General features: G+C 41.4%; 14 protein-coding genes, 1 pseudogene and 1 CRISPR repeat array. Of the genes and pseudogenes, 5 read left to right on the plus strand and 10 right to left on the minus strand.

Translation table 11 applies throughout. The annotated features are described in order from the left end of the window. The first annotated feature begins 7 nt into the window (after positions 1 to 7). A complete protein-coding gene (cas2e, locus tag H5119_RS06985; protein ID WP_138585739.1) occupies positions 8 to 316 on the plus strand; it encodes a type I-E CRISPR-associated endoribonuclease Cas2e in 309 nt (102 codons plus the stop codon). 76 nt (positions 317 to 392) lie between these two features. Further along, a CRISPR array of direct repeats spans positions 393 to 1,092; the repeat unit is 29 nt; unit sequence GTGTTCCCCGTATCCACGGGGCTGAACCG. A gap of 35 nt (positions 1,093 to 1,127) precedes the next feature. On the opposite strand, the gene H5119_RS20440 is transcribed toward cas2e, so the two are convergent. Together H5119_RS20440 and H5119_RS06990 are read right to left on the minus strand one after the other, a co-directional pair. Continuing rightward, complete coding sequence (locus H5119_RS20440) at positions 1,128 to 1,262, minus strand: hypothetical protein (RefSeq protein ID WP_259399027.1); 135 nt, start codon at positions 1,260 to 1,262, stop codon at positions 1,128 to 1,130. Between the two features lie 179 nt (positions 1,263 to 1,441). Then, positions 1,442 to 3,352 (minus strand): aminotransferase class V-fold PLP-dependent enzyme, encoded by a 1,911-nt coding sequence (locus H5119_RS06990; protein ID WP_182701716.1) that lies wholly within the window; start codon positions 3,350 to 3,352, stop codon positions 1,442 to 1,444. A gap of 423 nt (positions 3,353 to 3,775) precedes the next feature. Here H5119_RS06990 and H5119_RS06995 point away from each other — a divergent pair, with 423 nt between their 5' ends. Continuing rightward, the gene (locus tag H5119_RS06995) at positions 3,776 to 4,966 is read left to right on the plus strand and encodes an alpha/beta hydrolase (RefSeq protein WP_182701717.1); all 1,191 of its coding nucleotides are present in this window, start codon (positions 3,776 to 3,778) and stop codon (positions 4,964 to 4,966) included. Between the two features lie 162 nt (positions 4,967 to 5,128). On the opposite strand, the pseudogene H5119_RS07000 reads toward H5119_RS06995, so the two are convergent. Beyond that, positions 5,129 to 5,377 (minus strand): annotated as a pseudogene (locus H5119_RS07000) (endonuclease III); the annotation flags it as partial. A 212-nt stretch (positions 5,378 to 5,589) separates the two neighbouring features. Between H5119_RS07000 and H5119_RS07005 the strand changes: the two are divergent. The 3 genes from H5119_RS07005 to H5119_RS07015 are packed head-to-tail and all read left to right on the plus strand — an operon-like array spanning position 5,590 to position 8,484. Further along, positions 5,590 to 6,501 (plus strand): S9 family peptidase, encoded by a 912-nt coding sequence (locus tag H5119_RS07005; protein ID WP_182701718.1) that lies wholly within the window; start codon positions 5,590 to 5,592, stop codon positions 6,499 to 6,501. Further along, positions 6,501 to 7,202: a response regulator transcription factor gene (locus tag H5119_RS07010; RefSeq protein ID WP_182701719.1), complete on the plus strand. Its 702-nt coding sequence runs from the start codon at positions 6,501 to 6,503 to the stop codon at positions 7,200 to 7,202. Before H5119_RS07005 ends, H5119_RS07010 begins: the two co-directional genes overlap by 1 nt. 16 nt (positions 7,203 to 7,218) lie before the next feature. Continuing rightward, complete coding sequence (locus tag H5119_RS07015; RefSeq protein ID WP_182701720.1) at positions 7,219 to 8,484, plus strand: HAMP domain-containing sensor histidine kinase; 1,266 nt, start codon at positions 7,219 to 7,221, stop codon at positions 8,482 to 8,484. A 118-nt stretch (positions 8,485 to 8,602) separates the two neighbouring features. Here H5119_RS07015 and nth read toward each other — a convergent pair whose 3' ends face one another. From nth to rsxA, 7 genes are read right to left on the minus strand one after another with little or no spacing between them, the layout of a single operon-like run. Beyond that, on the minus strand, positions 8,603 to 9,235 hold the full coding sequence (gene nth, locus H5119_RS07020; RefSeq protein ID WP_138489360.1) for an endonuclease III: 633 nt from the start codon (positions 9,233 to 9,235) through the stop codon (positions 8,603 to 8,605). Positions 9,236 to 9,281: 46 nt separating this feature from the next. After that, entirely contained in the window at positions 9,282 to 9,980 is a 699-nt protein-coding gene (locus tag H5119_RS07025) for an electron transport complex subunit E (protein ID WP_182701721.1), read from the minus strand. Then, on the minus strand, positions 9,977 to 10,618 hold the full coding sequence (rsxG, locus tag H5119_RS07030) for an electron transport complex subunit RsxG (protein ID WP_182701722.1): 642 nt from the start codon (positions 10,616 to 10,618) through the stop codon (positions 9,977 to 9,979). The genes H5119_RS07025 and rsxG overlap by 4 nt, the downstream gene beginning before the upstream one ends. Beyond that, positions 10,615 to 11,673: an electron transport complex subunit RsxD gene (gene rsxD / locus H5119_RS07035; RefSeq protein WP_182701723.1), complete on the minus strand. Its 1,059-nt coding sequence runs from the start codon at positions 11,671 to 11,673 to the stop codon at positions 10,615 to 10,617. The genes rsxG and rsxD overlap by 4 nt, the downstream gene beginning before the upstream one ends. Beyond that, on the minus strand, positions 11,670 to 13,991 hold the full coding sequence (gene rsxC / locus H5119_RS07040; RefSeq protein ID WP_182701724.1) for an electron transport complex subunit RsxC: 2,322 nt from the start codon (positions 13,989 to 13,991) through the stop codon (positions 11,670 to 11,672). The genes rsxD and rsxC overlap by 4 nt, the downstream gene beginning before the upstream one ends. A gap of 8 nt (positions 13,992 to 13,999) precedes the next feature. Further along, a complete protein-coding gene (gene rsxB, locus H5119_RS07045; protein ID WP_007379057.1) occupies positions 14,000 to 14,554 on the minus strand; it encodes an electron transport complex subunit RsxB in 555 nt (184 codons plus the stop codon). Between the two features lies 1 nt (position 14,555). Beyond that, entirely contained in the window at positions 14,556 to 15,137 is a 582-nt protein-coding gene (gene rsxA / locus H5119_RS07050) for an electron transport complex subunit RsxA (RefSeq protein WP_008134172.1), read from the minus strand. Between the last annotated feature and the right edge of the window lie 178 nt (positions 15,138 to 15,315).

Raw genomic sequence — 15,315 nt, forward strand, 5'->3', positions numbered from 1 at the left:
ATAAATTATGAGCATGTGTGTTGTAGTCACCGAAGCAGTACCGCCAAGATTAAGAGGGCGGTTAGCTGTTTGGTTATTAGAAATTCGAGCAGGTGTTTATGTTGGGGATGTTGGCAGGCGAATAAGAGAAATGATATGGTTTCAAGTCACTGAGCTAGCAGAGCAAGGAAACGTCGTTATGGCTTGGGGTACAAATACTGAATCTGGTTTTGATTTCATTACCTATGGTAAAAATGCACGGATGCCGATTGATTTGGAAGGATTAAGATTGGTTAAATTCATTCCAATTACGCAAGAGATACCTCCTGAAAAATAATTGTTTTGCTCTTTAAAAACGTGGTAGATTTTACATAGCTATTTTTATTTAATAAAAACAAGCATATACTATTAGAGTGTTCCCCGTATCCACGGGGCTGAACCGCTGACCCTGCTGTTACTGCTGCAACAACTAAAGTGTTCCCCGTATCCACGGGGCTGAACCGCTTGAGTGCAATAGAGCCTGTGGCCTGTATGAGTGTTCCCCGTATCCACGGGGCTGAACCGCCAAAGCCCAGGCGTTTAAATATTTGCTCCATGTGTTCCCCGTATCCACGGGGCTGAACCGCGGGTAAACGCGTTATTGTGTACGACCCGCTAGTGTTCCCCGTATCCACGGGGCTGAACCGTACGAGACATTTTAGCTATCATGGATGAATCAGTGTTCCCCGTATCCACGGGGCTGAACCGCGTGTACTTGTGTTCTTCGGGCATAGTAGACAGTGTTCCCCGTATCCACGGGGCTGAACCGATTATGAATATGGGGGTTATGAGCTTAAAAAGGTGTTCCCCGTATCCACGGGGCTGAACCGTCAATACCGTCAGCATCATCAGGAAAATGTGTGTGTTCCCCGTATCCACGGGGCTGAACCGGTGGTGCTAACGTTGCTTATAGTGCATCAAACGTGTTCCCCGTATCCACGGGGCTGAACCGATGACAGAAACGAGCGTGTATTTGTATATAACGTGTTCCCCGTATCCACGGGGCTGAACCGATATTGCGGAAATTTAGCGAAAAAACGTTGCTGTGTTCCCCGTATTCACGGGGCTGAATGCAAAGGAAACGCACCGTAAATTAAAAACGTTTTCATTTAAATATTTGAGGTAAGTTGCTCTGTTTTATCTTTAAACTCACGCACGTTTTTAATGATATAGCTACCACACTTTGATTTACGTGCGTGGAGTGTGAACCAATGATGCGCATCAACTTTAAATTCAGCAGACACTACTTTTCAAGCTTTTACTTAACGGCTATAACACTCTTATCCATGAAATAAGGTTAGAAATACGAACAATATAGATGTTTGCAGCTAGCCCCTATTAAAAATAGGGGCTTACCGTACCAAATATTAAAGTAGAGTAACTTTTAATTACACGCCTGACTGAAATTACTGTAGTAATATCTTTACTTCTTAACCTTGCCTTTAAGAACATAAATTTCGCCATCGAAACTGCCTTGGATGGTGAGGCCTTGTCCCGCTAACTCTTTGAGGTATTCAATGTGATCCTCAGTGATATGCTGGCCTGGTACCAAAAGCGGAATGCCCGGTGGGTAAGGGGTAACTAAACCGGCACAAATGCGGTTGTTACTTTTAGCGATGGGCACAGATTCTCGCTCACCATAAAAAGCATCGCTAGGAATACACGCCAAGTCTATCGCTGGTAAGTTTTCTGGTAAGCGTGCTCTGCGCGTTGATGTTGATAACTTAACCTTACCGCTGTCGAGTTTTTTCAGCGCATTGTACAAACGAATTATTTTTGAACGCGTGCCGCCAAGGGTCAGCAAAACTAAAATAGTGCTGTGAGTGTATTTTTCTATTTCTAGACCAATTTCGTCCAGTAAATATTTATGAATATCCTTTAATGAATAAGGCAATTCGCTAATGTCGATAAGAATTTTTAGCGGATCGTGGCCCATGTTATCACCGCTAAAGTGTGGAAATATTTCCATAAAATCTTGCTTACCTAGCACTTTAATTTGCTTGAGCGAGGCCATTTGTTGTTTAAATTCTTCCACATGATTCAACAAGGCATTAAGCAACTTGTAGCCTTCCATTTCCAATTGCTTTTGGCATACGTCAAGGGATGCAATAAGCTGATATTTTGGCGATGTGCTGGCGTAGATACTGTAAATCTCTCGAAAGAAATCGGCATCAAAGTCAGGATCGTTAACATGAATATAAGACGCTTGAGAAAACGCCGATACCACTTTATGCGCGGAATGGGTGATATAATCTGCCCCTGCATGAATAGCAGAGTAATAGCGTAAGCTCGGGTGAAACAAAGAGTAAGCAAACCACGCTTCGTCAATAAACACTTTAATACCATGTTGATGGGCAAAGTCGACCACTTGTTTCAGATCGCTCAGTAGGCCATCGTAGGTACAACCGGTAAGAACCAGTAATTTTGCATCGGTATTTTGTTCAATAGTCTGCTTTATGTCGGCCAACGATGGTGGCGCGAAGATCCCATATTTAGGATTTAAAATACTCGACAAATAAATAGGTAAACTCGCCGATTGCAAGATGCCATAGTGCACCGATTTATGACAATTGCGGTCGATGATCACTTTATCGCCTTTGCGAAGCAGTGTCTGCAAGATGATTTTATTTGAGGTAGACGACCCATTTGTGACGAAATAAGTATGCTTAACCTCAAATGTTGCCGCTGCTGATTCTTGAGCTCTGCCAATGGTGTTTGTACTATCTGACAATGAACCTAACGAGTCAACCGACACCGACAGGTCGCCAACAAATACATTGCGGCCATAAAACTGATAAAAATCTTTGATATAAGGGGAGTTTCTAAAGCTAGAGCCACCGCTGTGGCCCGGTGTGTGCCATGAATCGTTCGACTCGCCAACATAACGGCGATACGCTGTCCAAAATGGCGTTTCTGAGCGGTCGTCAAAGTCGTTGATCATATAACCTAAAATTGCTTCTGGATCAGAAATTACTTCGTCTTTAAAGAAAAACGATTCAATTTCTTCTGACTCGTTAACGATTTCCAGCCCTTTAGTGTCGTCGCCAATAACATAAACCGGTAACTCAAGACGAATTGCTTTTAATTGCTCGATAAAGCGACTATAAGTTCGTTCGCCAACCTTATTTTGCAAATCCCAACTGAGCACAACCGCTTGAATATCACCATCTTCTTCTACACTTTCCAACGCGTGTTTTAGCTCAAGACGCTCAACAATATCGATATGAATATCGTCTCGCTCAAAATTAGGAATTGTTTTTGACAGATTCGTTGAAAGCTCTTTTAGGGTGATTGGATCTTGCTCAATTAACAAGATACGAAGTATCGGTAGCATAGGGGGTTTCGCAATATAATTTATAATACTCAGTAGCATAACCAAAGGAGTGAGACTTGTGAAATTAATACTTTGATAATGTTCTAATAATTGGGCTGTTTAATTACCACTACTGCGGTGCGGAGGCTAGCGAGCAGAGACCTCCGGCAGCCTGATTATAAACTAAATTACTTTGTTCGCATGTTTTTTAACCGCTGAATATGCAACTACAAATTCTGCTGAAATCACTACCTTCTTAAGTCATTTTTCCTCGCTTATATAAAACCAAAATGTGTAATTACTACCTTCTGGTCACTTTTAGTGAAAAACACATAGCTTCCTCTTCTTAGGGAGTTCCATTAGCATTGCGTTTTAAAACAAACAACTTTTCATGAAAAGTGTTATTTTATAGTCTAGAAAAAGTACAATAAATCAAGGAAGTTTATGAACTACTTAAAAAAATCAGGGGTTTTCATCCTGTTAACATGCCTCAGTTCTTTTTCATTTGCTGAAGATGTTATTCTTAATGAACACACCATTGAATCCAAAGCATTGGGTGAAGAACAAAAAATTACTGTCTATCTTCCAAATGATTATGATGAAAAGTCAGGCCACGAATATCCAGTTTTATATTTATTAGACGGAAAATACTATAAAAGGATGGTGCAAGGTGTCGTTACTTCGTACTACTCTAATGCGCTTATTCCCGATATTTTGGTTGTTGCCATCGAAAACGAAGATCGCATTCGAGACTATACGCCAAGCCCTCATGAAACCCATAAGGGGACAGGAGGGGCCGATGTTTTTCTAGATTATATTGAAAAAGAACTGATTCCCTTTATAGATACAGCGTATCAAACCTCAGACTTTAGAATATTAAATGGTCATTCCCTAGGCGGGCTATTGTCACTTCATGCCTTACATTCTCGGCCTGAGTTATTTACTGCACACTTTGCATTGAGCCCTTCGCTTCATTGGGGCAATAAAGAAACGGTTAAAAAACTGATGAGTTATGTATCTTCCAAAAAGAAATTGAATCAGTTTGTTTATATGAATTTAGGTAATGAAGGGTCTAACTCAGGCACCGACCAATCTAAGTTAATGCGAAAAGCATTTTTAGAGCTTCAGGCATTCCTACAGGAAAGTAAGCTTAGTGGCTTTAGGGTTAAGAGTGAGCTGTTACAGACTTTACCCCATGTAGCGACCAATATTACAGGGTTAACGCATGCATTGAATGAGCTATATCGGAACTGGTCCCTTCCTTTTGCAGTAATGGAGCAGGGGCGAGAAGGTATAATTAAGCATTTTCAGAGTTTATCAGACGACCTCTACTATGAAATAAAGCCTCGCAAGGGGGCCGTCAATTTTGGGGGTGACTATATGACTCAAGGCTTGTTTAAGCCAGCTAAGGGGATGGATTTATTTAAATATAATGCCGAACTTTATCCAGATTCAGCTTGGGTGCAATTTAATCTTGCCAAAGCGTATAAAAATAGGGAACAAAATGAGTGTGCTAAGCAACAGGCTGAGCTGGCGCTAAAATATATTGGCGATGATGAAGAGGACTTAAAAGCGTCGATTATAGAATTTTTACAAAGTTATGAAGGCGAAAAATTTAAGGAAGAAAAAGGCTAATGGAAATTAATAGTCAATCAAAGGATATAGCACGCAGGTCTTATTCGGGCGGTTGACTATGCTTTAGATTAGGCTAGCGATAGGCTGGATTTGATAGAAAGTACAACTTGAAATCGGCTGAAAAAATAGTTCATTGCCGTTTTCGCTAATTATAAAACTAGACTAATCAACTTTATCTTTAAACTCACACAAGTCTTCAATAATACAGCTGCCACACTTAGGTTTACGTGCTACGCAGGTGTAACGCCCGTGTAGAATCAGCCAGTGATGTACATCGACTTTAAATTCAGCAGGCACTACTTTTAAAAGTTTTTTTTCAACCTCGACTACGTTTTTGCCCATAGCTAATTTGGTACGGTTAGATACGCGGTCAATGTGCGTGTCTACAGCGATGGCAGGCCAGCCAAAAGATGATGAAAATAGATTTTTACATCATTGCGTTAACTCGTTTATCAGTCACGAAACATCAATTTTCTTACTCAGTTAAGTTTGGTTTAGCTCATTAAAATAATTGTGTCCTATTTCTAGTTTTTCAAATTGGCTTCACATTTACTTCACAAGCTTTTCGGTAAAGTGCCATTACAGTCAAATTGACATTAATCGTTTAAAGAATTAGGACAAAAATGAAGATTAAAAAAATATTTAATATCGCTCTGGTAATAACCTTAATGCTGCTGATTAGCGGAGTGAGTTGGTACACTGTGTTCGGCTTGAAAGCATACAAAGTAACTGTTCAAGAGTTAGAAGAGCTATATAGTTATCAAAAGCAAGCCGTTAATGTGGACCTGACAGCACTAGAAAAGGGGCAGTTTAATATCACATTTAATAGTTTTGATGGCGAGCAGGTATACGGTCAACTCATTTACCCTAAAAGTGCAGACCCTTCTCAGCCTATTCCTATTCTAATAGGTGTTCATGGCATGGGGCGTACTTATGTGCGTTGGGTAGAAGGTGAGTTTAAGGACACAGACACTCTGGAACAAACGGACGAATTAGCAAATATGGCGCTTGCTCGAGGTTATGCCGTATTAGCCATCGACTCAAGGAATCACGGCAAACGTAAGAACCTGGATTACAACATAAAAGATGTAATGTATGATTTGTGGTTCTGGGGCAAGAAAGAACCGTACGAAAATATGATCATTGATTCAGTAAAAGATCATAGAGTATTGCTAGACTGGGTTGTTACCCAACCTCAATTTGACCAAAATAGCATTAGCGTGGCGGGTTACAGTATGGGTGGTCAAATAAGTTTGATATTGGCCTCCATGGATGAACGGATCAGTAAGGTGTTATCGATTGTTCCCCCAGCGTCAAAGGATACTGTGGCTAGAGTATCGCCTTTAAATTTTGTTACCCGACTAAATACTGAAAAAGTTTGGTTAGTAACAGCAGATAACGACGAACATGCAAGTGTTGAGGATAACTCGGTTTTATACGATGCTCTTAATGTACTCGATAAACATCATATTGAGATAGCTGGTGGGCATATTTTACCTGAGGGCTATTATAAACAATTAACAGGTTGGTTTTAATGGGGACAAGTTCGCAACTACGCGTATTATTGGTTGAAGATAGCGTCGCAATCGCAAATAATATTGCTGACTATTTTACCTTGCAGGATGCCGTCATTGATTTTGCCTATAGTGGTAAACACGGTTGCGAGCTTGCTCTTTCTCAGTATTATCACTGCATTATCTTAGATATTATGCTGCCCGATATTGAAGGCCTAGAAGTCTGCCAAATAATAAGAGCCGCTTCAGACCGACATATTCCCATTATAATGCTCACTGCTAGGGACACGCTTGCAGATAAGTTAGCTGGTTTTACTCATGGTGCAGACGATTACCTAACAAAACCGTTTGCACTTGAAGAGCTATATATTCGCTGTCTTGCCTTGTCTAATCGGTTAAATTTACCAAAACAAGGTAAAGTCACGTCACTTGGTGAAGGCGAAAAGAAATTAACGCTCGACTATCAACGACAGCAGGTCAGTCGAAACAACCAATTGTTGTCGCTACCTCCTAAAATATTTTCGATTTTACAGATCCTGATCGAATCACATCCAAGGCCGGTCTCAAAAAGTGAATTAGTTGATAGAGTCTGGGGCGAAAATGGCACAGATTCCGACTCGTTACGTTCACACATTTATCAACTGAGAAAGTCGGTGGATAAACCTTTTAGCTCCACTGTCATTAAAACCATTCATAGTGTTGGTTTTGCCTTAGATATATAAATTACAGTTGAATTACATGAAAACAAAACAATTAAGAAATCGCATTGTTATTTATTTTGTCTCCATCGTGGTGTTATTGAGCCTGTTATTTTCTTCAGTCACCTTGATATTTAGCTTTGTTGTTGAAGATAACTTCTTTTATCAAATATTGAATGGGCAAAAACGTCTTGTAAAAGAGCAAATAAACCAAGCGCAACTCCCAAGGCCAAATGTAAGCTTTATTAAATATTATGAAGATCGTTCTACACTCCCACTTCCTATTAAAATAGCCTTAGAAGCAGAGCCTCGCCGCAAAGAGTTTAGTGATGATAGTGGTAAACACTTTCATATTGCTTTTGTCGATGAGTCCAATTTGCATCAACATATTTTGTTAGCGGATGTCAGCGACCAGCTTGTCGTTAATAAATTAATGGGCACTATTTTTGGCTTTTCATCTGCACTTTTATTATTTGGCATCGCCTTAGCACTACTTTTAGCATTTGGGACAATAAAGTTAGTTAAAAAACAGCTTCAACCACTCGATGATTTGATGGATATCGTTGATAACAGTCCGGTTACTCAGCTACCCACCAATTTTGCTAGTCGTTTTAAAAGTAATGAAATAGGCCGCTTTGCCAAAGTGTTACAGTTAGCGCTAACAAGGATCAACTCATTTATTAACCGAGAGCAACAGTTTACTCGGGATGTCTCTCATGAGCTCAGAACTCCTTTAACCATTAATCAAGGAGCCTTAACTCTCTTAGCAAAAACGCAACTCACACCAGAACAGCAAAAATTTGTTGTTCGAATCGATGATGCAAACAAGCAAATGCAAAGGACCATTGAGGCTCTTTTAGCTTTAGCTCGTGAAAAAGGGACTGAAATTAAAAAAAACAACCTAAAAGCGCTGATTGAAACCTGTGTGCTTGATAATCTAGAGGTTCTTTCAGGTGTCGATTTGTGTATAGAAATTGAAAGTAATGTTTATATAGAAATGGGAGAAGATGAGTTTAAACTTATTCTACAAAATTTACTCTATAACGCAGTCGAACACGGTAAGTGCAACCAAATCAAATTATCCTTCCATGATGGGAGCTTAAGTATTATCGATAACGGTAAAGGCTTTCCTTCTGGGCTTGCTATATCAGAAGCGTTTGAGACAGGAGTTCGTGGTTCTTCGAGCAACGGGTGTGGGATTGGTCTGTCGTTAGTTAAACGTTTGTGCGAAAAATATGGTGTTAAGGTAAAGATAGAGCAAATGGAAAACGGTGTAGCTGTTGAACTGTGCTTTCAGTATCAATAGCATTGTATAATACTTAATGAGCTATAAGTGAAAACCGACCAAGTGCAAAAGTTAAACACTTGGACGATCTTGATATTTAAATTGCATTGATCATTTGGATATAGTACTAGAGAATCAACTATTCTGTCTTATCTTTGAACTCACATAAGTCTTCAATAATACAGCTGCCGCATTTTGGTTTACGTGCTACGCAGGTGTAACGCCCGTGTAGTATTAGCCAATGATGCACGTCTACTTTAAATTCTTTTGGCACTACTTTTTCAAGCTTTTGTTCAACGGCGACAACATCTTTACCCATGGCAAGCTTAGTGCGATTAGAAACACGAAATATATGTGTATCTACCGCAATTACAGGCCAGCCAAAGGCGGTATTTAACACTACGTTAGCGGTTTTACGGCCAACGCCTGGTAAGGCTTCTAGGGCTTCACGGTTTTCTGGCACTATGCTGTTATGTTCATCAACCAATATTTGGCACATTTTATACACGTTGGCCGCTTTTGAATTAAATAAACCGATTGTTTTTATATAATCACGCAGTGTGTCGTGGCCAATATCTAAAATAGCTTGGGGTGTATTAGCAACAGGGAACAGCTTACGAGTGGCTTTATTAACGCCTACGTCGGTTGCTTGCGCTGAGAGCGTAACGGCAACCAATAACTCAAACGGGCTTGAATATTCAAGCTCTGTAACTGGATGTGGATTATCGTCGCGTAAGCGAGAGAGTATTTGGTGACGTTTTTCTTTATTCATGCAACTTAAAACGCATTAGCTTTTGCTAAGTTAATGCGCTTTCCCCTTAAGTTAAGCTAGTAACACGTGCTCGAGGGCCTTTTTCAGCCTCTGGCGGTGCGATTTGTTTTGATTTTATTTGTGCGTCTATTACGCTTTTAGCTGCAATAAGCAGCCCCAGGCCTAAAAATGCGCCGGGTGGCAAAATAGCGAGTAAAAATTGGTTATCAAAGCTAAATACTTCAATGCGTAAGCTTTGTGCCCACGGGCCTAATAATAAATCGGCGCTGTCGAATAACGTGCCTTGGCCAATTAGCTCTCGCATTGCGCCTAAAACTACCAGCACAATCATAAAGCCCAAGCCCATCATTAAGCCATCAAAGGCTGATAAGTGAACAGGATTTTTAGACGCGTACGCTTCAGCACGGCCAATAATGGCGCAGTTAGTAACTATCAGCGGAATAAAAATCCCTAAAGACTGATAAAGCCCAAATGTATAAGCGTTCATGAGTAACTGCACTATGGTTACAAAGCCTGCGATGATCATGACAAACACCGGAATACGAATATCTTTTGGTACCCAGTTTCTTACGATTGATACGCTTACGTTAGAGCCGACTAAAACAAGCAGTGTTGCAAGCCCTAAGCCCAATGCGTTAGTGATTGTAGAGGTAACAGCAAGCAGCGGGCACAGGCCTAACAGCTGCACTAGGGCAGGGTTATTTACCCATACACCTTCTTTATATAAAGTTTTTAATTCGCTCATTTAGTTACCTCTGCACATTTGGCGTTAGGTGCGGCAAAAATAACATCAAATTCACTCTGCGCGAACAGTACTGCGTTTTTTACTGAGCCAACCACTGCGCGAGGCGTAATGGTGGCTCCTGTAAACTGATCAAATTGTCCCCCGTCTTTTTTAACGGCCCAGCGAGCATCGTTTTCGCTTTGCACTGTTAAACTTTTAAAGGTGGTGATCCAAGAGGATTTTTTAACTTCTACTTTATCACCTAAACCTGGGGTTTCTTCGTGTTTAGTGCTGCGCACGCCTGCAATAGTACCATCACTTAAAACGGCCGTTAGCAAGTTAATATCGCCACTGTAACCACTTGGTGTGACATGCCTTACAACAAGGGCAACGGGCTTGTTATTTTTGCGGGCACGATAAATTATTTGATTAGCGTAAGGGCCTAACCGTTCATCTGAAATAATAACGCAATCGGTTGAAAGCGCGTTATCGTAAGTACTCGGGTCAAGCACTTCTTGCAACTGAGACGTTAGGTGTAGCTGTTCTTGTTCGGCAATTTTATCGGCGGTTAATGCATTAATTGACGCAACGAGCCCCGTGGTTACAAGGGCAAATGCCGTTAAAATAGCGCCATTTTTAGCCATTGATGAAATAATCATTTTACTGCTCCATGGCCATAAGTACGTGGTTGCGTGTAGTAGTCAATCAATGGCACTGCAATGTTTAATAACAAAACAGCAAACGCAACGGCATCAGGATAACCACCGAAAGTACGAATTAAATACACTAGTAGGCCAATTAAAGCACCGTAAATTAAACGACCTTTATTAGTTGTGGCGGCTGATACAGGATCGGTCGCTATAAAAAATGCGCCCATCATAGTGGCACCACTTAATAAGTGAAATATTGTACCTGGCTCAGTTCCTGGCGCTGCAATATAGCCAATGGCGCTGCATATAGCTAAGCTTGCAATAAAGCTGACTGGAATATGCCAGTTAATTACTTTTTCTTTTAATAGGTATAAACCACCGGCTAAAAAGCCTAAATTAACCCACACCCAGCCAAGGCCTGCCCATTCATTAAATAATGGTTTTTGCATGCTTTCGGTCACCGTTAAACCATGACCGATATCGGTTTTAATCGTGTCTAAAGGCGTTGCCATCGTGATGCCGTCAATACCTGCGCGGACTTGATCTAAACTATAACCAATGGAGGTGAAGTCGGTAAATATAAGGCGTAGTTGTTCAATAAATCCAATCGGGTTATTTAATAAATCAGTCACTGGTAACCACGAGGTCATTTGTACCGGAAATGAAACTAATAACAGCACATAGGCTGCCATTGCGGGGTTAAATAAGTTAAACCCTAAGCCGCCATATAATTGTTTAACGATAACAATAGAAAATAAACAACCAATAATAATTATCCACCACGGGGCTAAAGGCGGAATGCTTAACGCTAATAACACTGCGGTTAGCCAAGCACTGCCATCACTTAATGCAGGCCAAATAGGGCGCTTACGCAAAAACATTATGGCCGCTTCAAAAACCGTTACTGCAGTTAATGCCAGTACTAACTGAATGAGCACGCCAGTGCCAAAAAATACAACTTGAGCAATGAGTCCAGGAATACACGCAGCTATAACGGTGAGCATTAATCGCGTTAACGATTTATGACTGTGATTATGCGGCGAACTGGCCATGGTTAATTTCATGACTGATCATTTCCTTCTTTTTGTAACTTTTTGGCTTTTGCTCGGGCAATAGCGGCAGCAACAGCTGCTTTTTTCTTATCGTCGCTTGATTTAGGTACGTTAGCGTCAATAGAGCTAGATGAATTGTCAGTATTATCGGGTGTGTGTGGTGCTTCTGCATCTTGAAGTGCTTTAGCTGCTTTTTTGGCTTTAGCGCGTGCAATAGCAGCGGCAACGGCGGCTTTTTTGTCATCAACTGGCGCGTCGGTTTGCGGTGCTTCACTAATGGCAGGCTCAGCGTCTTCTAATGCTTTAGCTGCTTTTTTCGCTTTGGCACGGGCAATAGCAGCGGCAACGGCTGCTTTTTTGTCATCAACTGGCGCATCAGTTTGTGGCGCTTCACTCACGATTGGCTCTGCGTCTTCTAATGCTTTAGCCGCCTTTTTGGCTTTGGCGCGAGCAATGGCAGCGGCAACGGCGGCTTTTTTATCATCAACTGGCGCGTCGGTTTGCGGCACTTCACTAATGGCAGGCTCAGTAGCTTCATTTGCTTGCGCTGCTTTTTTAGCTTTAGCGCGGGCAATTGCTGCAGCCACTGCTGATTTTTTATCATCAACTGGTGCATCGCTTTGTGGCGATTCACTCACGGCTGATTCATCTGTTTGAGATTTTTGATCTTTATATTTTCGCGCTTGTTCTTTACGAAGTGCGCGTTCTTTTGCGACTTCACTATTATCAGGCTCTAACTCAGCTGATTGATCGCCGAGTTTTTTAGCTTTAGCACGGGCGATAGCCGCAGCAACAGCCGATTTTTCATCGCCATTATCTGATTTACTTTTAACGCGGGCTAGCGCATCAGCCACTTTTTGTTTCTCGTCAGCTGATTTAGCCGCAGGCTTGCGTTTATGACGGTTTTGCCTTTCTTCTTGCTCGCGATCTAAGCGCTCTTTACGTGCATCAAAACGCTCTTTTGCGCGATCGGCTTTAATTTTATCAGCCTGTTGTTCTTTTATTTCCATTTTGGCAACACGGTAGTATTGCACAAGTGGGATTTCACTTGGGCAAACATAGGCACATGCACCACATTCAATACAATCAAATAAATTGTGTTCCTGGAGTTTGTCGTATTCTTTTGATTTAGCAAACCATTGTAATTGTTGCGGTAATAAAGAGGCAGGGCAAGCATCAGCACACGCACTACAGCGAATACAGGCTTTTTCAGGGCCAGGCTCTGCAAGTTCTTTATGATCAGGCGCTAGTATGCAGTTAGTTGTTTTTACAACGCCAATACGGACTGTGGGCAGAGTAAAGCCCATCATCGGGCCGCCCATAACAACGCGTTGCTGTGGTACAGGTGAAAAACCTTGGCAATCAAGTAAGTGTTTAATTTCAGTGCCTAATAAAGCCCACACATTACTTGGTTTATGAATAGTATTACCCGTAACCGTCACTACCCGTTCAATGAGTGGCTTACCTTCGTACACAGCTTGCTGCACGGCAAACAACGTACCTGTGTTTTGCACAAGTACGCCAATGTCAGCCGGTATGCCGGCGCTTGGCACTTCACGATTAGTGAGTAATTTAATAAGTTGTTTTTCACCGCCCGATGGGTAAATAGTTGGGACCGTTTGCACAATTATTTTTTCGTTATGCTCAGCCGCCTTGGTCATCGCTATAATAGCTTCGGGTTTGTTATCTTCAATGCCTACAATACATAGCGTTGGGTTTAGCAACTGTTGCATGAGTTCAAGGCCTTGAATTACCTCAATTGCATGCTCACGCATTAGGGTGTCGTCGGCTGTAATATAGGGCTCACACTCAACCGCATTGACTATCAAAAATTCAATCGGTTGTTTAGTGTCGGCTTTTATATAGGTAGGAAAACCTGCGCCGCCCATACCACTAATGCCGGCTTGATGAATTATATTTACTAATTCGTCGTGGGTAAGCGCTGTTGGATTATTAATTGGATTAAGTGCTACCCATTCATCTTTACCATCTGGTTCAATAACAACACTTAGCTCAGGTAATGCAGAAGGGTGCGCCGAAGGCTGTGGAGCTATATCAGTAATAATACCCGAACTTGGTGCATGCACAGGTACTGACCAGTTTGCAGTAGGAGCCGTTAAAGCTTGGCCTTTAAGTACACGTTGGCCTTTTTCTACAAGTAGTTTACCGTTTGCGCCTATGTGTTGCTTTAGCGCCACTACGAGCTTATCGGGCAATGGTAGGCGCGTAATGCTCGCACTATTAGAGAGTGATTTTTGTTGTGGTGGGTGTATGCCGCCAGGAAATGGCCAAACAACCCCTTTTTTTATTTGTTCAAGTAACTTATCCACTCAAACCTCTAATCTATTTGTGTAACAGGAATAGCATCTAGCTGCCATTTCCAGTTTTGTTTAGTTTCGGCTACAGGCAGCATATCAATGCAATCTACAGGGCAGGGCTCAACACATAAATCGCAGCCGGTACATTCATCAATTAACACCGTGTGCATTTGGCGAGTCGCGCCTAAAATAGCGTCAACAGGGCAAGCCTGAATACATTTAGTACAGCCAATACATTCGTCTTCGCGAATGTAGGCTACTGTTTTTATTGGCTCTGCTTGTTCGCCGCCAGCAAGTGGTTTTTCATCAACACCCATTAAGCCTGCAAGCTTTTTCATGGTTGCTTCGCCACCCGGTGGGCATTTATTTATTTCATCACCATTTGCAATTGCTTCTGCATAGGGACGACAACCAGGGTAGCCACATTGTCCGCACTGGGTTTGCGGTAAAATGGTGTCTATTTGCTCAACAATGGGATTGCTCTCTACGCGAAATCGTATCGCAGCAAATCCTAAAATCAACCCAAAAACCAGCGCTAACGAGCCAAGCGCAATTAAGGCATAAAACAAGGTCATATTAAAATTTCACTAATCCGGTAAAGCCCATAAACGCCATCGACATTAATCCTGCGGTTATCATGGCAATAGAGGCGCCTTTAAAAGGGGTGGGTACGTCAGCTGCTGCTAAACGCTCACGTAATGCTGCAAATAATACCAGCACCAACGAAAAGCCAACCGCAGCGCCAAAACCATACACTGCCGATTGTAAAAATGAGTGATCTTCTTTGATATTTAATAAGGCGACACCTAATACAGCACAGTTAGTGGTTATTAGCGGTAAAAATATTCCTAATAAGCGATACAGAGTTGGGCTCGTTTTACGTACCACCATTTCAGTAAATTGCACCACAACGGCAATCACTAAAATAAAGCTCATTGTGCGCAAAAACTCGATGTCGAGTGGGATTAAAATATACTGATTTACTAAATAGCTGGTAACAGAGGCGAGCGTAAGCACAAAAGTAGTCGCCAAAGACATACCAATAGCCGTATCAAGTTTTCCTGATACGCCCATAAAAGGACATAAGCCTAAAAATTGTACTAATACAAAGTTATTAACCAGAACAGTACCAATCAATAACAAGACATATTCAGTCATGCGAGCCTCGCGCTATTAAAATCAGAGGTATTATCCTTTTTTCTGATGTGATTAACAACATATGCAGTGATTATCATTTAAATAAACAATATTAATTTAAGGGGTAACAACAAAGGTGTAAAAATACTGTGATTTGGATGTGATCTTTACTTTAAAATTATGACTTTAATAGTACAAA

The sequence above is a fragment of the Pseudoalteromonas sp. SG45-5 genome, from assembly GCF_014164085.1.
Lineage (GTDB): Bacteria > Pseudomonadota > Gammaproteobacteria > Enterobacterales > Alteromonadaceae > Pseudoalteromonas > Pseudoalteromonas aliena.